General features: G+C 60.9%; 15 protein-coding genes and 1 pseudogene. 7 read left to right on the top strand and 9 right to left on the bottom strand.

Going from position 1 to position 18,499, the window contains the following annotated elements; genetic code table 11:
• Window positions 1–211: 211 nt before the first annotated feature.
• Together AO065_RS27100 and AO065_RS18805 are read right to left on the bottom strand one after the other, a co-directional pair.
• The gene (locus tag AO065_RS27100; RefSeq protein ID WP_122582208.1) at window positions 212–424 is read right to left on the bottom strand and encodes a hypothetical protein; all 213 of its coding nucleotides are present in this window, start codon (window positions 422–424) and stop codon (window positions 212–214) included.
• Window positions 425–546: 122 nt separating this feature from the next.
• Window positions 547–1,452 (bottom strand): LysR family transcriptional regulator, encoded by a 906-nt coding sequence (locus AO065_RS18805; protein ID WP_004885219.1) that lies wholly within the window; start codon window positions 1,450–1,452, stop codon window positions 547–549.
• A gap of 139 nt (window positions 1,453–1,591) precedes the next feature.
• Between AO065_RS18805 and AO065_RS18800 the strand changes: the two genes are divergently transcribed.
• Window positions 1,592–2,680 carry an AbrB family transcriptional regulator gene (locus tag AO065_RS18800; protein ID WP_004885218.1) on the top strand — a complete coding sequence of 363 codons (1,089 nt, stop codon included), beginning with the start codon at window positions 1,592–1,594 and terminating at the stop codon, window positions 2,678–2,680.
• Window positions 2,681–2,695: 15 nt separating this feature from the next.
• On the opposite strand, the gene AO065_RS18795 is transcribed toward AO065_RS18800, so the two are convergent.
• The 3 genes and pseudogenes from AO065_RS18795 to AO065_RS27910 all read right to left on the bottom strand — a co-directional run.
• Window positions 2,696–3,940, bottom strand: coding sequence for a D-mannose isomerase (locus AO065_RS18795; protein WP_004885217.1), 1,245 nt, complete (start codon window positions 3,938–3,940; stop codon window positions 2,696–2,698).
• 119 nt (window positions 3,941–4,059) lie between these two features.
• A complete protein-coding gene (locus AO065_RS27915) occupies window positions 4,060–4,899 on the bottom strand; it encodes a methyl-accepting chemotaxis protein (RefSeq protein WP_371321612.1) in 840 nt (279 codons plus the stop codon).
• Window positions 4,900–4,914: 15 nt separating this feature from the next.
• Window positions 4,915–5,685, bottom strand: a pseudogene (locus tag AO065_RS27910) (HAMP domain-containing protein); the annotation flags it as partial.
• Between the two features lie 214 nt (window positions 5,686–5,899).
• Between AO065_RS27910 and AO065_RS18785 the strand changes: the two are divergent.
• A complete protein-coding gene (locus AO065_RS18785; protein ID WP_004885215.1) occupies window positions 5,900–6,382 on the top strand; it encodes a GFA family protein in 483 nt (160 codons plus the stop codon).
• Window positions 6,383–6,507: 125 nt separating this feature from the next.
• Here AO065_RS18785 and AO065_RS18780 read toward each other — a convergent pair whose 3' ends face one another.
• Both AO065_RS18780 and AO065_RS18775 read right to left on the bottom strand, forming a co-directional pair.
• On the bottom strand, window positions 6,508–7,647 hold the full coding sequence (locus AO065_RS18780; protein WP_004885214.1) for a glycerate kinase: 1,140 nt from the start codon (window positions 7,645–7,647) through the stop codon (window positions 6,508–6,510).
• 110 nt (window positions 7,648–7,757) lie between these two features.
• Window positions 7,758–8,849: a sugar diacid recognition domain-containing protein gene (locus AO065_RS18775; protein WP_004885213.1), complete on the bottom strand. Its 1,092-nt coding sequence runs from the start codon at window positions 8,847–8,849 to the stop codon at window positions 7,758–7,760.
• A gap of 402 nt (window positions 8,850–9,251) precedes the next feature.
• Between AO065_RS18775 and AO065_RS18770 the strand changes: the two genes are divergently transcribed.
• Window positions 9,252–10,412: an alpha/beta hydrolase gene (locus tag AO065_RS18770; RefSeq protein WP_004885212.1), complete on the top strand. Its 1,161-nt coding sequence runs from the start codon at window positions 9,252–9,254 to the stop codon at window positions 10,410–10,412.
• On the opposite strand, the gene AO065_RS18765 is transcribed toward AO065_RS18770, so the two are convergent.
• On the bottom strand, window positions 10,409–11,122 hold the full coding sequence (locus AO065_RS18765) for a FadR/GntR family transcriptional regulator (protein WP_004885211.1): 714 nt from the start codon (window positions 11,120–11,122) through the stop codon (window positions 10,409–10,411). The genes AO065_RS18770 and AO065_RS18765 overlap by 4 nt on opposite strands.
• A 480-nt stretch (window positions 11,123–11,602) precedes the next feature.
• Here AO065_RS18765 and AO065_RS18760 point away from each other — a divergent pair, with 480 nt between their 5' ends.
• The 4 genes from AO065_RS18760 to AO065_RS18745 all read left to right on the top strand — a co-directional run bounded on the left by AO065_RS18760 (window position 11,603) and on the right by AO065_RS18745 (window position 16,098).
• Window positions 11,603–12,928 (top strand): MFS transporter, encoded by a 1,326-nt coding sequence (locus AO065_RS18760; RefSeq protein ID WP_004885210.1) that lies wholly within the window; start codon window positions 11,603–11,605, stop codon window positions 12,926–12,928.
• Between the two features lie 37 nt (window positions 12,929–12,965).
• Window positions 12,966–14,318 (top strand): glucarate dehydratase, encoded by a 1,353-nt coding sequence (gene gudD, locus AO065_RS18755; RefSeq protein WP_004885209.1) that lies wholly within the window; start codon window positions 12,966–12,968, stop codon window positions 14,316–14,318.
• Between the two features lie 133 nt (window positions 14,319–14,451).
• Window positions 14,452–15,105 (top strand): DUF1345 domain-containing protein, encoded by a 654-nt coding sequence (locus tag AO065_RS18750; protein WP_004885208.1) that lies wholly within the window; start codon window positions 14,452–14,454, stop codon window positions 15,103–15,105.
• Window positions 15,106–15,141: 36 nt separating this feature from the next.
• The gene (locus AO065_RS18745; protein WP_004885207.1) at window positions 15,142–16,098 is read left to right on the top strand and encodes a D-2-hydroxyacid dehydrogenase family protein; all 957 of its coding nucleotides are present in this window, start codon (window positions 15,142–15,144) and stop codon (window positions 16,096–16,098) included.
• A 17-nt stretch (window positions 16,099–16,115) separates the two neighbouring features.
• Here the strand turns inward: AO065_RS18745 and AO065_RS18740 are convergent, their stop codons facing one another.
• The gene (locus AO065_RS18740) at window positions 16,116–18,239 is read right to left on the bottom strand and encodes a TonB-dependent siderophore receptor (protein ID WP_004885206.1); all 2,124 of its coding nucleotides are present in this window, start codon (window positions 18,237–18,239) and stop codon (window positions 16,116–16,118) included.
• Between the last annotated feature and the right edge of the window lie 260 nt (window positions 18,240–18,499).

Raw genomic sequence — 18,499 nt, 5'->3', positions numbered from 1 at the left:
GTAGGTCGCCGAGGGGCGAAAAGGTGACTGGAGCCATGCGCTCGGCTCACTGAGTCCGCAATCTGTGCCATGTGTGACGCGGAGCGTCACGGGCGGCATGCCCACGCAGAGCGATGGGCACGATCAGTTTCGTTGGGTATAACGATGAGCACAGAGCGTAGAAACGATCATGGCGTTGCGGATACTGATCGCATCTACCGAACTGATTCCTTCATCCCAATGTGGAAGATCCGATATCACCGGTCACGACCGGATCAAGCTTGTCTGCGTCAACGAAGTCGTCCAGACCGAGGATGTCCAGGTCGAGGTAAGCCTCGGGATCGCGGTCTTCATCGGCGTCTGCGTCGTTCAGGGGTGACTGGTCGCCGCCAAAGTGATGGATGTCTCGTGTTACGTCAGCGTGGGTCTGTGAAGGTGTGTGCATGATCTGGATGCTCCTGTCGGTCGTCAACGAATCGGACACGCTCCGGGTGCCCGCATTACCGAAGGCTAACCCAGCGGCGTCCAAAAGCCAGCGCCTGAAGGTGAAATCTTCAGGCCCACACTTCAGGCCCACACCAGAAAGTCTCCACCATTGTCCCGCAGCATCTGCAGCATGCCCTGCGCGGCGGGCGACAGGTAGCCGCCGCTGCGCAGGGTGACGCCGATGGTGCGCTTCATGGTGGTCTGTTCCAGCGGCACCTCGCGCAGGTGTTGCATGGTCTTGCCGAACTCCAGCGATTCGCGGGCGACGAAGCTCAGCAGGTTGCTCTGGGCGATCAGGGTGGGCAACAGCGAGATCGAATTCGCTTCGATCTGCACCGTGGGCAACGGCAAGCCATTTGCGGCAAAGGTCGCATCCAGCCATTTGCGAGATGACACGCTCACCGGCGGCAACACCCAGCGAAAGGCGCACAGGTCGCTCATTTGCAGCGGTTTGTTCTTGAAGATCGGGTGCTGCTTGCTGGCAATGACCACGGCTTCGTCTTCAAGCACCGCAAAGCTGGTAACCCCTTCACTGTCTGGCGCCAGCGCGCAGATGATCATGTCCAGTTGCCCAGAGCGCAGCGACTCGCGCAGCAGGTCGTCCTGACCGATCACCAGCTTGAAAGTCACATCGGGCGTGCGTTGCAACAGGGCCGAGGTCAGTTTCGGCATCAGGTATTCAGCCATCGTCGCCGCGCAGCCGACGCGAATGTTGCCGACCATGCCGCTGGCAAAGTCCCGCACCTCGCGCTGGGTCTGGGCAATGCTTTGCTGCAACTCCTTGCCCCGTGCCTGAAGCAGCTCGCCGACGGGTGTCAGCTTGATGCGCCGACCATCCCGCTGAAACAGCTTGGTGCCGAACGATTCTTCCAATCGCTGAATGCTTTTGGTCAGCGCGGGCTGGCTGCGGTTGAGCTTTTCAGCGGCCCGGCCCAGATGGCCCAGTTCGGCGATGGTTTCAAAATACGTCAGATCGCGCAGGTCCATATCTATCAACCAAAGTTATCAATTCATGATTATTAGAAAATAGACTTGATGGGTTGTGATGTCGATACTTGTCGTACTCGATCAGGGCCATGCGCCTGTTGATCGACCCGCAACACTCGCAACAACAGGGAGAATCTTCTTGCAACGCACCTTGAGTCTGTCTCTTCCCACCCTTTCCCCGCCGGTTCAGTGGCTGGGTTTGATCCTTCTCGCTGGCAGCGCCGGCCAATTGCTGAAACTGATCAACATGCCTGCTGCGATGTTCCTCGGGCCGATGCTGGTCGCCATCGGTTTCGGCGTATCGGGCGCCACCATTCGTATGCACAAGCGACTCTTTCAATTTGGCCAGGGCACGGTGGGAGTGCTGATCGCGCACGCCATGTCGGTCAGCGTGCTGATGACCGCGCTCGAGTCCTGGCCTGTCATGTTGCTGGCCACACTGCTGACCGTGGTGCTGAGCGCAGCCGTCGGCCTGCTGCTGGTTCGGTTCGCGGGCATACCGAGCAGCACAGCGGCCTGGGGCACATCGCCGGGCGCCGCGTCGGCGATGGTCGCCATGTCCGAAGATTACGGCGCCGATTCGCGGGTCGTCGCGACGATGCAATATGTGCGAGTGGTCTGTGTGGTTGTGATCGGCGCGTTGGTCAGCCACTTCATGGGCGCATCGAGCAGCGGCGCGCAGGCGCACAGCACCGAAGTAATGCAGCAAGGCTCCAGCCTGATGGACCTGGGCCTGAGTCTGGCGGTGATCGTGGTCGGCGTGCTGCTGGGTTCGAAACTGCCCGCAGGTGCGTTGCTGATGCCGTTGATACTGGGCGGCGCGCTGCAACTGAGCGGCGTACTGGAAATCACCATCCCGCAGTGGCTACTGCCATTGGGCTACGGTGCTATCGGCTGCTACGTCGGCCTGCGCTTCGACCGTCCGACCGTGCAGTATGTCTGGCGGCGTCTGCCGATGATGATTCTCGCCTCGCTGGTGCTGATCGTGCTCTGCGCCCTGTCCGCCTGGTTGATCGCGATGATGATGGACAAGGATTACCTCTCGGTTTATCTGGCCACCAGCCCCGGCGGCCTGGACACCATGGCGATCATCGCCATCGACACCCACGCCGACGTCGGCTTCGTGCTGGCCATGCAGACCTTGCGCCTGTTCGGTGTGATTCTGACCGGCAGCTTTCTGGCCAGACAGATCATCCGCCTGACCGACAAGCGTGCAGCGTCACACTGAGGTTTGAACGCAGCCTCAGTCCAGCCCGGCCAGTGCACTGGCCAGACTCGGCGACAACGGCAGTACCGGCAACAGCGTGGCCTGATACGCGTGATACAGATCAGGCTTGCCGGGCCAGATGTCTTCGCTCGGCACATTCTGTTCGTTCAACTCATGACGCCAGCTGCCGTGCTCGTAATCGATGAACAGCGTTTCATTGAATTCCCAGAACACCCGATACCAGTCTTCGTATTGCTGCTCGCCGGTACGCTGCAGCAGTGATGCCGCCGCAGCAGCCGCTTCGCAGTGCGTCCAGTGCAGACGATGGCGAACCACCGGCCTGTTCTCCCAGTCCAGCGTGTAGACGATACCCGGCGCACCGTCGACGTCCCAGCCGTAGCGACAGGCATTGGCGAACAACTGGCGGGCGTCTTCGAGCAGCCACTCGGGACTGGACCGTCCGGCGTCACGACGCGCGGATTCAAGGTGCAGCACCAGACGCGCCCATTCGAAGGCGTGACCCGGTGTGGTGCCGAACGGGCGGAAGCCATCGGCGGGATTCTCACGGTTGTAATCCGGCAGTGGCGTCCAGTCCTGAGCGAAATGCTCGATGACCTGAAAGTCGCTGCCGCCTGCGTGCTGATGAATCACACGCTCGACGATACTCAACGCACGATCCAGCCAGAGCGCGTCACCGGTCACGTCGGCCAGTGCCAGAAACGCCTCGGTGCTGTGCATGTTGCTGTTGGCGCCGCGATACGCTTCCTCGCCGCTCCAGTCACGGGCGAAGGACTCGCGCATCGCGCCCTCGTCCTCGCTCCAGAAATGGCTGTTGATCATCTGAATTGCATCCGACAGCAGCGCCTGTGCACCGGGCCGTCCTGCAACCACCGCCGAACTGGCCGCCAGCGCGACGAAGGCATGCAGATAGGCTTGCTTGTCGGTGGTTCCACCGTCTTCGAGCGCCGCGCTGAACCAGCCGCCGTGCTCGGCATCGCGCAACGGACCGCCAAGGGCAGCAACACCGTGATCCACCAGCGCGGCGCAGCCGGGAATACCTTGCGCGTGGGCCATGGCGAAACAGTGAGTCATGCGTGCAGTGTTCATGGTTTCGGCGGTGGCACCCACCATCAGACGGCCGTAGTCATCAAGGCTGCCGAAACCGTTCTGCAGCTTCGCAGCCTTGGCAAAGGCCAGCAGGCGATTGCCTTCCTGGGACAGCCATTGATGATGGGCTGGCGAACGCAGCCAACTGCTGAAGGTTTGTTTTTTATTGTTCATGACGCTGAGCAGCCTCCATCGATAGACATACCTGCACGGTGGTCTTCGCGACCGGGTGCAATAATGCGCGCCCGGCCGGTCGGCGGCAAGCGCGCTCAGGCCCTGTCGATGTCGGTTTTTCAGACCTTGAAGCGAGCCACGACCTGGTTCAGATCGGCGGCCAGACGCGACAGTTCGTGGCTTGAAGCACTGATCTGATTGGCACCCTGGGTCGACTGCATGGACAGGTCACGGATGTTGACGATATTGCGGTCCACTTCACGCGAGACCTGAGCCTGCTCTTCCGCAGCACTGGCGATCACCAGGTTGCGTTCCGAGATCTGGTTGATGGACGAGGTGATTTCGCTCAACGATTCGCCTGCACCCTTGGCCAGCGACAGCGTGGAGCTGGCGCGGTCACGGCTGGTATTCATGGACTCCAGCGCCTGGGCCGAACCGCTGCGCATGGCGTTGACCATCGAGTCGATTTCCAGCGTCGACTGCTGGGTGCGATGCGCCAGCGCCCGCACTTCGTCAGCCACCACGGCAAAGCCGCGACCCGACTCCCCGGCACGTGCCGCTTCGATGGCGGCGTTGAGCGCCAGCAGGTTGGTCTGCTCGGCAATCGAACGGATCACGTCCAGCACCTTGCCGATGTCCTGAGACTGATCCGCCAGGTTCTGCACCAGAACCGAAGTGGCCTGAACGTTTTCGGTGAGGGTCTGGATCGACTGCACCGTCTCGATCACCCGGTTCTGCCCGGCCTGCGCTGACGAGCTGGAATGACTGGACGCATCAGAGGTGGACACTGCGTTGCGGGCGACCTCTTCAACCGCCGAGGTCATTTCGTTGATGGCGGTGGCGGCCTGGTCGATTTCGGCGTTCTGCTGGTTAAGCCCGCGATAGCTGTCCTCGGTGACCGAGTTCAGTTCAGTGGCGGCCGATGCCAACTGGCCTGCGGAACTGCCGATGTGGCGCATCGCTTCGCGCAGGTTGCCCTGCATCTGCTCCAGCGCCCGCAGCAAGCGGGTGACTTCGTCGTTGCCATCCACCGCGATGCTGTGGGTCAGGTCGCCCTGGGCCACATGCTCGGCGGCACTGACGGCGCGTTGCAGCGGACCCACGATGCTGCGGGTTAACCACAGCGCCAGTCCGATGGTGCCCAGCGCGGCGAGCACGACGAACACCAGAACGATGCTGCGCGATGCCTTGTATTGAGCCTCGGCCGCCTTGCCCTCCGCATCGACCTTGGTGACGTAGAAGTCGGCCAGATCATTGAGCTGTTTGCCCGAGCCGTCGACGATCTGCTTCATGTCAGCCAGCAACAGCTTGTTCAGTCCCTTGCTGTCGCCTTGAGAGGCAAGCACAAAAGATCGATCCAGCGCGGTACGGTACTGGCCCATGGTGACCAGAAACTGATCGGCGAGGACCTTCTCTTCCGGGGTGTCGACAAAACCGTTGAGAATGTCGAGTTTCTTGGTCAGGTCGCCCAGGCGCACGTCCATCTGCCCGCGGTAGGTAGAGATGCTTGCAGGGTCGGTGTCCAGCGCCATGCGCAGGGAAATGGTGCGAATACGCAGCATGATTTCGCGCACATCGTTGACCACCCGCATGCTCGGCACCCAGTTGGTTTCGACGGCCACCTCGCTTTCACGGATGGCAGACATCTGCACCAGTGCGAACCAGCCCAGCAGCGCCACCAACAGGGAAATCAGGGTAAAACCCAGACCTGCACGGCGGGCGATCGTGAGTTTGCGTAAATTCATGGCCAGGGCTCTTTTATATTTGGAAAGGCAGTGTGGGCAGCAGCGGTTGTCAGACAACCGCCAAGCGTATCGACATTGTCGGACACTTCTTTAGGCCATCGGCCATCATTTCATTTTCCAGAAACCGCCCGACGAATGAACCCGCTCAACCCGGCGGTATGTATGTCTACTGTCATATACGGGACATCGGCTTATACAAACGCGGAGGTTTGCCATGCATCTTGAAGGTTCCTGCCATTGCGGCGCCGTTGAGTTCAGTCTGGACAGCGCCCACCCCTATCCTTATCAACGCTGCTACTGCTCGATCTGTCGCAAGACCCAGGGCGCGGGAGGCTATGCGATCAACCTGAGCGGCAATGCTGCGAGCATGAAGGTCAAAGGCAAGGAAAATATCTCGATCTATCACGCAAAAATCCGCAAGGACCATCACGTGGAAACCAGCAGTGCCGAGCGGCATTTCTGCAAGGTCTGCGGCAGCGGCCTGTGGCTGTTCAGCCCGGATTGGCCGGACTTGATCCATCCGTTTGCGTCAGCCATCGATACACCGTTGCCGATGCCGCCGGAGCGCACTCACATGATGCTCGACTCCAAGGCGTCGTGGGTTGAGGTGGATGTGCATGAGGGCGATCTTCAGTTCGATGGCTACCCTGAAGAATCAATTGCCGACTGGCATGAACGGCTGGGGCTCGAGCGTTGAGATCTGACAATTCACCGGGATGCCTCCATGCCACTGCCCTGTAACTTACTGAAGAAACGCGATTTGTGGGAGCGCGACAGCGCTACGTCGAAGACGTAGTGGCTGCCTCCCATAACCACCGAGCTTCATCCTGAGGCCGCCAGCTGCCACACCCGCGCCACATCCCGCGCCCGTTCCTGAAGCAGGCGAGGCGCTTCGCGACAGGCCTGTTCAAGGTCCATCGGCCCGCTGGTCAACGCGAATGCGGCGCTGATGCCGTGCTGATAAAGCTGCTCATAACCTTCGCCCAGTGTCCCGGCCAGCACGATGACCGGTACACGCTGGCGTTGGGCGACGCGTGCAACGCCCAGAGGCGTCTTGCCGCGCAAGGTCTGGGCATCGAAGCGCCCCTCGCCCGTGATCACCAGATCGGCACCGACCAGCGCCTGCTCGAGGCCCGTCAGGTCTGCGACCACCTCGACCCCGGCACGAAACGAAGCATTCAGATAAGCCTTGGCCGCGAAACCCATGCCGCCTGCTGCACCGCTACCGGGGCTGTCACGCAGGTCGCGCCCCAACGTGCGGGCCGAGTGATCGGCAAAATGCGCCAGCGCGGCGTCAAGCGCCAGCACCTGATCGGGCGAGGCGCCCTTTTGCGGACCGAAGATATGCGATGCGCCGTTGGGACCACAGAGCGGGTTATCGACGTCGGCTGCAATTTCGACACGTACATTCGCCAGCCTCGGGTCCAGACCACTCAGGTCGATCCGCGCAAGCTCGGCCAGAGCCCGGCCCCCTCGCGGTAATGGCTGATCATCCCGGTCCAGAAACCGCGCGCCCAGTGCCGAGAGCATGCCGCTGCCGCCATCGTTGGTCGCGCTGCCACCGATGGCCAGAATGACCCGTTGCGCACCAGCATCCAGCGCCGCCGAGATCAATTGACCAGTCCCTTCGGTGCTGGTCAGGCAGGCGTCGCGCTGCTTGAGGGTAAGCAATTGCAGACCGCTGGCCATGGCCATTTCGATGATCGCGGTGCGGCTCTGCGCCAGCCAGCCCCATTGAGCCGAGACGCTGTCACCCAGCGGGCCGCTGACCTGTGCGCTCATCCATTGACCCTCGCAGGCGTCCAGCACAGCTTCGACAGTGCCTTCACCACCGTCGGCCATGGGGCACTTGACCAGCTCGGCATCGGGCCAGACTTCGGCCAGGCCGCTGGCAATTGCGTCGGCGACGGCCTGGGCACTGAGGCTGTCTTTGAAGGAATCGGGGGCGATGACTATTTTCATTGTTGTTCTCCATGTCCGTCACCGGATGTTCTCATCCCCTGCCCGCCTTGCCGCCTGCCCGGCGCACAACGATTCTGCGAGGTGATCGGGCATTTGAACAAAACCTGCCTTCAGCCCTGTCGGGGGTTCATCTGCGCGCCCAGATAAAGACGCAACAGGTCAACGGTCTTGTAAGGGTCGCAGCCGGTCAGTTCGGCAATCTTCTCCAGCCGGTAGCGCAGACTGTTGCGATGGATACCCAGCGCATCGGCGCAGGCCTGGCTTTCGCCGCTGTGGTCAAACCAACTGCACAGGGTTTCGAGCAACTGACCCTGATGGTGCAAACGGGCAATCGGCTCGGCAATTTCGGACGCCAGCCAGTCATGCCGGTGACGCCAGAACAGCACGGGCAGACGGTGATCGGCCAGACGCACCAGCTGTTGTTTCGAGTGGGCCTGCGCGACGTAATCCAGCAGATCCCGTGCAGCCGCGCAGGCATGGCGCAACTCGGGCAAGTCCGCCGAAGGTTCCACCGTGGCCATGCGTATCACGGGCCAGTGGTGCTCTTCAAACTGCTTGAGCAGCGCATTGTCGTCGCGATCCTTGATCGCCGCGCGGCACCAGTAGAGCAAGGTCGGTTCGCGCAGCACGAACCAACTGTCGGCATAGCGTGAGCCCAGCCATCCGGCAATCTGGCTGGCCGCGGAGGTCTGTGCACCCAGCTGAATCAGCACCGCCTGACGGGGCAATTGCGGCTGCAGGCCCAGTTGGCGGGCTTCGTCGACCAGGCTTTCAGGGCAGTCGGGCAGCAACAGCCGCGCCAGCAGGTCTTCGCTGCGTTGCAGGCGCCATTGGCGATCAGCCTGTTGGCGGCGCTGTTCCATGAGCATTTCAGCGGTCATCTTCACCAGTTCGCCGTAGACACGGACCTCGTCCGGTTCGCCGGTGATACCGAGCACACCGACCAGTTTGTGGTCGAGCATCAGCGGTAGATTGACGCCCGGTTTCACGCCGCCCAGATGCAGCGCAGCCCGGGAATCGATTTCGAAGACCTGGCTGTTGGCGAGAACCCGTTGCGCACCTTCGTGCCGAGTGCACAGACGCTCGGGATCACCGCTGCCAATGATGATGCCCAGATAGTCCATGACATTGACGTTATAGGGCAGAATCGCCATGGCGCGATCGACGATGTCCTGAGCCAGGTCCCGATCAAGCGCAAACATGAAGAACTCCCGGTGCCACGAGGGGCTTGGAGTGAGTAGGCATGCGGATACATTTTGTTGAAGTTATTGAGCCAGCGAGTGTGCCTGAAACCATTGGTGAGCGCGATGCGCGTGGCACAGTGCCCACGCAGCCTGCCTCAGCGTTATACCCAAGTCTTGCTGCAACCACGGACTACTGTGGGAGGCGGCTTGCCGGCGATGGCGTCAGCTCAGTCACTGATAGATCGCTTCAGAAAAAGCATCACCGGCAAGCCGCCTCCCACAGGGTATGCATTTAGTCAGATACTTACGTTTTGGCTCCGTTTTGCGCGTCTTCCAGACTTGTGTATAACGATGGGCGCAGACCGTGCGCCACCCTTTGCATGACCCAATCAACCCCGCCAGACCCAGGGCTTCCAGAACTTGATCAGATCCCGACTCGCCAGCCTGCTGTCCCTGCTCACGCTTTCAGCCTGCACCTCGATGGCCGAGAGTGAAGACCCTACCCGACGCTTCGAGGATTACCGTCAGCAGACCCGGGAACTGATCCGCTCCCAGCGTACCTTCCAGACGTCCGACCACGAAGCCGAACTGAACTGGAATGCGCCGCAACAGTGGACGCCGAGCGGTGAGATCAAAGGCGGCGTGCTGATGGTGCACGGTCTGGGGGATTCACCCTGGTCATTCCACGACGTCGGTCAGCGGCTGGCCGATCAGGGGTTTGTGGTCCGCACCGTGCTGCTGCCCGGTCACGGCACCAAACCCGAAGACATGCTCGACGTGACGCTGGAGCAATGGCAGCAGGTGGTCCGCGAGCAGGCAAACCTGCTCGGCAAGGAAGTGCCCAAGGTGTATCTGGGTGGTTTTTCCACCGGTGCCAATCTGGTGCTGGACTACGCCTACGACCATGACGAGATTGCCGGGCTGCTGCTGTTCTCGCCCGCCTTTCGCTCCGACAGCGGTTATGCCTGGCTGACACCCTGGATCGGCTGGGCAAGACCATGGCTGCTCGCGCCCTCCAAGGAAAGTCTGCGGCCGATGCAGACGCCGCTGCGTTACATGAATGTGCCCACCAACGGGTTCGCCCAGTTCTATCGCAGCAGCGCTCTGGCTCAGAATCGCCTGCTCAGACGTAAATATGACAAGCCGGTGTTCATTGCCATCGCCCAGCACGACTCGGTGCTGGACACCGCCTACGTACTGGACACCTTCAACGAACGCTTCAGCCACCCGGACAGCCGCCTGATCTGGTACGGCGATCTGCCCGCCAAGGCTGCGCGCACTTCACGGGTCGAGGTGCGCACCGACTACCTGCCGGACTACCGCATCAGCCGCTTTTCGCACATGGGCCTGCTGTTCTCCCCAAACAATCCGCTGTACGGCGTCAATGGCACGCAGCGAATCTGCTGGAACGGCCAGACCGACGAGGACACGGCGAAATGCATGGCGGGCGAGCCGGTCTGGTACTCGGACTGGGGTTACCGCGAGCCGGGCAAGATCCACTCGCGACTGACCTTCAATCCCTATTTCGACTGGCAGATGCAACTGATGCTGGGCGTACTCAAGGATGCGGACGAGGGCTAATCCTGCGGCACCAGACGCTCACGGCTGTTGCTCAGGTGGGTCCACATGGCTGCACGCGCCGCGTCCGGGTCCTTGCGACGAATAGCGCTGAGCAGCGCTTCGTGTTCCAGGTTGGCCAGGTAGCCCTGATGCGCCAGGTTATTGCCCGCCCGCTCGCTTGAGGCAATACGGCTGCGCGGAATGATCGCGCTGCCCAGGTGCTGCATGATTTCCATGAAATACGGATTGCCGGTCGCTTCGGCGATCAGCATGTGAAAACGCTTGTCCGCCTCGACGCAACTGTCATCGTTGGCCAGCAGGTCCTGATAGTCGTCCAGCGCCTGACGCATGGCCGCCAGTTGCTCTTCCGTACGACGCACCGCCGCCAGCGCCACAGACTGAGTTTCAAGGCCGATGCGCAGCTCGATGATGTCGCGCACCCGCGACACGGTTTCGACCTTCAGACGCAACCCCGTCTGATCGCCGCGCTCCAGCACAAAGGTGCCGATGCCATGATGGGTCACCACCAGCCCCGAGGCCTGCAACTTGGAAATCGCCTCGCGCACCACCGTACGGCTGACGCCGTGCTCACGGACGATCTGGTTTTCCGATGGCAGCTTCTCACCCGGCGCAATCTTGCCCAGCAGGATGCGCTGGCTCAGTTCGGTGACCAGATCAGTGGCCAGACTGTGCTGGCGGCGTTTGGGGGCGGTGCTGGCGGGCTCTTGCATGAAGGTTGTCCTGACGTTGTCTGGCGCTTGTCTGATTGTGCGGCGCCTGGTGAACCCGTAACGCAGCGGCAAGGTTGACGAAGGCGTATGGGGCCTGAGTTTCAGGGTCACCAGAACTTGTCTGACTTGTATTACAAGTGAACCAAGCTTGTCAAAACATCTCCTGCCTTCCTGTCCGTCTTTTTATGACGTGATACTCCATAAAAAATGATCTTCAGTGACGGCTAACGATACTCAACCCGAGCGCAAAACCCTTTAAATGCTTGGCCTCCAATGACCTGAAGCTGAATAAACTCCACGAAAAACGACTGAAACCTCTCGTCGGCGACCGCAAAAATTAATCGTGATCCGACCGTCGAGGGGGCTTGCGCAAGTGCATCCAACTTGTATGATGACCGACAATGCGAAGGACACACCTCGCACATACCCGCATAAAAACAACGAGTGGGAGATTCAATTGTGAGCACATCCAATTCCGGGATGGCCGCCGGCGCAGATTCGGTCCTGACTTCAGCCGTATCGAAAGTCAAACGTCATGTCCTGCCGCTTTTCGTCATCATGTTTATCGTCAACTACATCGACCGGGTGAACATCGGCTTCGTGCGCTCGCACATGGAGCACGATCTGGGCATCGGTGCTGCCGCCTACGGCCTGGGCGCCGGGCTGTTCTTCATCGGCTATGCGTTGTTCGAGGTCCCTTCCAACATCCTGCTGCAGAAAGTCGGCGCACGCATCTGGCTGACGCGGATCATGCTCACCTGGGGCCTGGTCGCGGCCTGCATGGCCTTCATCCAGAACGAAACCCACTTCTATATCCTGCGCTTTCTGCTGGGCGTGGCCGAAGCAGGCTTCTTTCCAGGCGTGATCTACTACTTCACCCGCTGGCTGCCAGGCGTTGAGCGTGGCAAGGCAATCGCCATCTTCCTCAGCGGTTCGGCCATTGCTTCGCTGATTTCCGGCCCGTTGTCCGGCCTGCTGCTGCAGATCACCGGGTTCGGCCTGAAAGGCTGGCAGTGGATGTACTTCATCGAAGGCATGTTCTCGGTGGGCCTGTGCTTCTTCGTCTGGTTCTGGCTGGACTCCAAACCGCACGATGCCAAGTGGCTGACCCGCGAGGAACAGGACGCACTGGTCAACGCCATCGACGCCGAACAGGCCGCTCGCGAAGCCGCAACGCCAGTCAAGGCGTCCATCGGCAAGCTGCTCAAGGACGGTCAGATCATCCTGTTCTGCCTGATCTACTTCTTCATTCAGTTGACCATCTATGCGGCGACCTTCTGGCTGCCGAGCATCATCAGAAAAATGGGCAGCCTGACCGACTTCGAAGTCGGCATGTTCAACTCGATCCCCTGGCTGCTGTCGATCATCGGCATGTACGCCTTCGCCACCCTGTCGGCCAAATGGAAACGCCAGCAGGCCTGGGTTGCTGCAGCGCTGCTGATTGCCGCGGCGGGCATGTTCATGTCCACCACGGGCAGCCCGATCTTCGCGTTCGTTGCCATCTGCTTTGCGGCACTGGGCTTCAAGTCGGCCTCGTCACTGTTCTGGCCGATTCCCCAGGCTTATCTGGACGCCCGGATCGCCGCTGCGGTCATCGCACTGATCAACTCGGTCGGCAACCTCGGCGGTTTCGTGGCACCGACCACTTTCGGCCTGCTGGAAGAGCACACCGGCTCGATTCAGGGCGGCCTTTATGGCCTGACCGCCACGTCGCTGATTGCCGCAGTCATTGTCTTCGCCGCCCGCAATACGCCAAAGCCAGGCGCGACGCCGGTCGCCGCTGTGCAGACGCCTGCGACTCACTGACGCTCACTCCAATAACAATTTCGCACAGGATTTCACCATGAACGCTCAGCACTCCAACATCACTGCCAAGGCCCCGGTCATCACCGAGATGCAGGTCGTGCCGGTAGCGGGCCATGACGACATGCTGCTCAACCTCAGCGGCGCGCACGGCCCCTACTTCACCCGCAACATCGTGATCCTCAAGGACAACGCAGGAAACACCGGCGTCGGCGAAGTGCCGGGCGGCGACCTGATTCGCCAGACCCTGGAAGACGCACGCTCGCTGGTGGTCGGCAGCAGCATCGGTACGTACCAGAAGATCCTCAACGACGTGCGCAAGGCTTTTGCCGAACGCGACTCGGGCGGCCGTGGTCAGCAGACCTTCGACCTGCGTATCACCATCCACGCCGTCACCGCGCTGGAAGCCGCCCTGCTCGACCTGCTCGGCCAGCACCTGGGCGTGCCCGTTGCCGCCTTGCTGGGTGAAGGCCAGCAGCGCGATCAGGTGGAGATGCTGGGTTATCTGTTCTATGTGGGCGATCAGCACAAGACCGATCTGGCCTATCGCAGCGAACCGGATGCCGACAACGACTGGTTCCGCCTGCGCCACGAAGTCGCTTTGACCCCTGAAGCGGTAGTACGCCTGGCTGAAGCCGCGCACCAGCGTTATGGCTTTCAGGACTTCAAACTCAAGGGCGGCGTACTGCGTGGCGACGAGGAAATCGAAGCGGTCACAGCGCTGGCAGAACGCTTCCCCGACGCTCGCATTACTCTGGACCCGAACGGCGCCTGGTCGCTCAAGGAAGCCATCCGTCTGTGCCGCGACCAGCATCATGTGCTGGCCTACGCCGAAGACCCATGCGGAGCGGAAAACGGATTCTCCGGCCGCGAAGTAATGGCCGAGTTCCGCCGCGCCACAGGCCTGAAGACGGCCACCAACATGATCGCCACCGACTGGCGCGAGATGGGTCACGCGATTCAGTTGCAGTCGGTTGACATTCCGCTGGCCGATCCGCATTTCTGGACCATGCAGGGTTCGGTGCGGGTTGCGCAGATGTGCAACGAGTGGGGTCTGACCTGGGGCTCGCATTCCAACAACCACTTCGACATCTCGCTGGCGATGTTTACCCATGTGGCCGCCGCTGCGCCGGGCAATATCACCGCCATCGACACTCACTGGATCTGGCAGGACGGCCAGCGCCTGACCAAGGCCCCGCTGCAGATCGTCGGAGGCAAGGTCGAGGTGCCGAAAAAACCGGGACTGGGCGTTGAACTGGACATGGATCAACTGGCCAAGGCACACGAACTCTATAAAGGCATGGGCCTGGGCGCGCGCAACGATGCCGTGGCCATGCAGTTTCTGATCAAGGACTGGACGTTCAACAACAAGCAGCCTTGCCTGGTGCGCTGAACCGCCTTCGACTGATTCAAGAACACTCGCCACACCGTTGGCACACGGCGCGCAATCCCCTTGCGCGCCGTTTTTTCTCGCTTCGCACTGCCTCGTGATACTGTCTTGCAACAATCAGTAACGACTAGCCCACATGCGCCATATCGTTCATACCCACCCTCGCCTGACCATCGCTGCGCTCGTAGGGCTGACGTCCGGCGTCGCCTCCGCCTGGGTGCTTCCCGACACCACAGTGACCCAGAATCTGCTCATTGGCTGGGATCTGGGCGTCTGGCTTTATCTGATCCTCATATTCATCCGCACCCTGCACAGCGATGCGAGCGATGTGCAGCGCATCGCCATGATGGAAGACGAGAATGCCGGCGCGATCCTGATGACCGTGTCCATCGCCGCACTGGCCAGCCTGGCCGCGATCATCGTTGAAATCGCGGGCACCAAAGGTCTTTCGCCGCATGCCCAGTTGCTGCATCACGCGTTCACCGGTGTCACCGTCATTGGTTCATGGCTGATGATCGGCGTCGTGTTCAGCCTGCATTACGCCCGTCTGTTCTATACCTGGAAAGGCAAGGAGCCGGCACTGTCTTTCGCCGGTGGCGAGAAAAACCCGGATTATTGGGACTTTCTGTATTTCTCGTTCACCTTGAGCGTTGCGGTCCAGACCTCCGATGTAGGCGTGGCGACGCGCCAGATGCGCCGGATCGTGCTGGCCCAGTCGCTGATCTGTTTTGTTTTCAACACGGCTATTCTGGGGTTCTCGATCAATATCGCAGCCAGCCTGTTCGATTAGCCGCTTCCTCAAAACTGCTTAGGGAGACCACTGTTCATGAACCGATTGACCATTGCTGTGCTTGATGACTGGCAGAACGTGGCCAGCGATGTGGTGGACTGGTCGCCACTGCACTCCATCGGCGAGGTCAGCTTCCTGCATGACTTCCCCGCCGACACTGCCACCATGGTCCAGCGCCTCCAGCACTTCGATGTGATCTGCGTGATGCGCGAACGAACCCTGTTCGACGCCGCCCTGCTCGGCCAGCTCCCGCGATTGAAACTGTTGACCACCGGCGGCATGCGCAATGCGGCCATCGACGTCGCAGCGGCCAAACGGCTGAATATTACGGTGTGCGGCACCGACAGCTACAAGCAGGCAGCGCCGGAGCTGACCTGGGCGCTGATCATGGGCATCACTCGCAATCTGGTGACCGAAGCCAATGCATTGCGCGCCGGTCACTGGCAAGTCGGGTTGGGCAGCGATCTGTACGGCAAGACGCTGGGCATTCTGGGGTTGGGCAGTATCGGCAAGTGGATTGCCCGCTACGGTCAGGCGTTCGGCATGGAGGTCATCGCCTGGAGCCAGAATCTGACACCGGAGGCCGCCGCCGAATGTGGCGTCACTTATGTGAGCAAGCAGGCGCTGTTCGAGCAGGCCGATGTACTGTCGGTGCATCTGGTGCTCAGCGAGCGCAGCCGAGGGCTCGTGGATGCTGAAGCGCTGGGCTGGATGAAGCCCGGCGCGTTCATCGTCAATACGTCGCGCGGGCCGATCATCGACGAAGCGGCGCTGATCGAAACCCTGCAACAGCGCAGAATCGCCGGAGCCGCTCTGGACGTGTTCGATACCGAGCCGCTCCCGGAAAACCACCCGTTCCGCACGCTGGGCAACGTGCTGGCGACGCCGCATATCGGCTACGTTACCGAGAACAATTACCAGACCTTCTATGGCCTGATGATCGAGAACATCCAGGCCTGGCACGCGGGGACGCCGATCAGGGTGTTCGCCTGATCGCGGCCGTTTGATGCTTATAGGGTGTAGGCGATTCCGACCTGCACCGTGCGCGGGGCGCCCGGATAGGCATACACGTTGCCGAACGCGCCTTCTTCGTAGTCCTTGTCGAAGACGTTCTTCACATCCAGATTGAGCTTCACGTGCTCGTTGACCTTATAGAAGGCCAGCAGATCGAACACGGTGTAACTGTCCATCGAGAAAGCGGTGTTCGCAGTCTGCCCGGCACGTTGATCGACATAACGACCGCCCGCCCCCAGGCCCAGGCCACGCAGCGCGCCGTCCTGGAATTCATAGACGTTCAACAGGCTGAACGTCTGCTCGGGGATGTTCAGCAGACGGGTACCGGAGCGCAGGGTGTTGTCCTTGGTGACCTCGGCATCGACGTAGGCATAGCTGCCCATCACACGCCACTCCGGGGTCAGATTGCCAACGACGTTCAGGTCCAGACCGCGACTGCGCACTTCGCCCGCTGCCACGCTGAAGGTGGAATCGACCGGGTCGGTGGTCAGCACGTTCTGTTTCTCGATCTGATACAGCGCAGCGTCGACGCTCAACTGACGGTCCAGCGCTTCCCACTTGACGCCCACTTCATAGGACTTGCCCTCCTCAGCCTTGAAGCCGCCACCCAGACGGCTCGCGCCGGTGTTGGGCTTGAACGAACGAGCCGTGTTGGCGTAGATCGCCACGGTGTCGGTCAGGTCGTAGGTCAGGCCGAGACGCGGGGTCACTGCGTTGTCGCTGTTGGTGAACGGCACGCCGACGCCGAAGGTGTCGTAGTCATGCTCGAAACGCTCGAAACGCACACCGGCCAGCAGTTTCATGCGCTCGGTCAGCGCTACCTGATCCTGCACAAAGGCGGCGTAGGTCTTGAGGTTTTCCTTGTCGTTGGTGGTAGTTCGCGTCAGCGCCGGACGGGCCTGTCCGTAAACCGGATCGAAAATGTCGATGGTGTAGGCGTTCACCGCACCACTGGAGCGTCGGATGATCGACTTGTAGTCGTAGTCTTCGTACTCGACGCCTGCCAGCAATGTGTGGTCAAACGCGCCGGTGGCGAAATGTCCGGTGACGTTCAGTTGCACGTCGCGATCAGTCCATTCCAGTTTGCGGTAATTGAAGTTACGGCCCAGCGCGCGCCCGTCGGCTGCCAGGCCGTTGGCTTCAATGGCGTCACCCTTGAGCGAGCCGTCGAGCATCTGGATGCCGCCGCCCAGTTTCCAGTCGGCGTTCAGGTCGTGGTCGAAACGGATCTGCGCCATGTTGTTGTCGTTGTGCAGTTTGCCCACGTCTTTTTCACCGAAGAACGTGTCCCGCGAAGCGGTGCGGGTCTGCGCGGGATAACGCGTCAGGCCACGGTCCAGCGGCGCGTTGTTGCGCATGAAGTCGCCTTCGAAGGTAATGCGCGTAGCGTCATCGACCTGCCAGCTCAAAACAGGTGTCACACCGTAGCGTTCGGTTTCGACGTGATCGCGAAAGGTATCGCCGCCCTCGCCCACCACGTTCAGGCGATAGGCAAATCGCCCGTCATCATCCAGCGGACCGGATGCGTCCAGCGTGCCGCGCTTCATCCCCTGATCATTGAGCTGGCTGCCCAGCGTGACCGAACGCTCGGCCAACGGCTGTTTGGACACCACGTTGAACGTGCCGCCCGGATCGCCACGCCCATAAAGCGTAGTGGCAGGACCGCGCAGCACTTCCAGACGCTCGATGGTGTTGGCGTCCGGCATGTTCGGGTAGCCGCGGTTGATCGGGAAGCCGTTGCGATAGAACTCACCCGTGGTGAAGCCGCGTACGGTAAACGTGGTGAGACCCTGACCGCCGAAGTTGTTGGCACGCCCCACGCCGCCTGCGTAATCCAGCGCATCCTGCAGACGCGTGGCACCGATGTCTTCGACGGCCTCGCGGGTCACGACACTGATCGACTGCGGCGTTTCGTGCAAAGACGTATCGGTACGGGTGGCACTGGCAGAACGGGTCGCGCGATAGCCCTGGACAGGGCCTTGGGCAGTCTCGATATCCGTGGCGCTCTGGATGTCGATGTTCTGCAGTTCGATCGAGGAATTGTTGGCAGTCACCTGATCGGCCCAGGCTGATTGGGAGATTGCTTGAATGACACAAAGAGACAGAAAGGTACGACGCATCGAGGTGCAGCCCTTGGCAAGAAACCAGGCCTCGTGGGACCCGGCGGGATTTTTTCGCGAATAGTACAGATTCTTATTAGCACTTGATACAAGTTACCAAAAAAGACATTCCGTCCATTCAAGTGCATAAGCGCACGGGCTCTGTGAGAACTGGCTCATACATTTGCCGATACCGCAGGCGGGCGGCGAACGACGGCGTGCGGCGCCTGTCTCAAGCATCGGACCGGCGCAGCCTGCGTCCTCATCTCCAGCGCATCAGC

Source organism: Pseudomonas viridiflava, from assembly GCF_001642795.1.
Classification (GTDB): Bacteria; Pseudomonadota; Gammaproteobacteria; order Pseudomonadales; family Pseudomonadaceae; genus Aquipseudomonas; species Aquipseudomonas viridiflava.
Note: the sequence above shows the minus strand (reverse complement) of the source record. Positions and strands in the feature narration are given on the sequence as shown.

Bases quoted from the DNA above. Each gene is read 5' to 3' on its own strand.
- AO065_RS18760 (WP_004885210.1), top strand. From the start codon at position 11,603: ATGGCCGCCGGCGCAGATTCGGTCCTGACTTCAGCCGTATCGAAAGTC.
- AO065_RS27915 (WP_371321612.1), bottom strand. From the start codon at position 4,899: ATGCGCCACATCGGCAGTTCCGCAGGCCAGTTGGCATCGGCCGCCACT.
- AO065_RS18750 (WP_004885208.1), top strand. From the start codon at position 14,452: ATGCGCCATATCGTTCATACCCACCCTCGCCTGACCATCGCTGCGCTC.
- AO065_RS18785 (WP_004885215.1), top strand. From the start codon at position 5,900: ATGCATCTTGAAGGTTCCTGCCATTGCGGCGCCGTTGAGTTCAGTCTG.
- AO065_RS18745 (WP_004885207.1), top strand. From the start codon at position 15,142: ATGAACCGATTGACCATTGCTGTGCTTGATGACTGGCAGAACGTGGCC.
- AO065_RS18780 (WP_004885214.1), bottom strand. From the start codon at position 7,647: ATGAAAATAGTCATCGCCCCCGATTCCTTCAAAGACAGCCTCAGTGCC.
- AO065_RS18765 (WP_004885211.1), bottom strand. From the start codon at position 11,122: ATGCAAGAGCCCGCCAGCACCGCCCCCAAACGCCGCCAGCACAGTCTG.
- gudD (WP_004885209.1), top strand. From the start codon at position 12,966: ATGAACGCTCAGCACTCCAACATCACTGCCAAGGCCCCGGTCATCACC.
- AO065_RS18795 (WP_004885217.1), bottom strand. From the start codon at position 3,940: ATGAACAATAAAAAACAAACCTTCAGCAGTTGGCTGCGTTCGCCAGCC.
- AO065_RS18775 (WP_004885213.1), bottom strand. From the start codon at position 8,849: ATGTTTGCGCTTGATCGGGACCTGGCTCAGGACATCGTCGATCGCGCC.
- AO065_RS27100 (WP_122582208.1), bottom strand. From the start codon at position 424: ATGCACACACCTTCACAGACCCACGCTGACGTAACACGAGACATCCAT.
- AO065_RS18805 (WP_004885219.1), bottom strand. From the start codon at position 1,452: ATGGACCTGCGCGATCTGACGTATTTTGAAACCATCGCCGAACTGGGC.
- AO065_RS18740 (WP_004885206.1), bottom strand. From the start codon at position 18,239: ATGCGTCGTACCTTTCTGTCTCTTTGTGTCATTCAAGCAATCTCCCAA.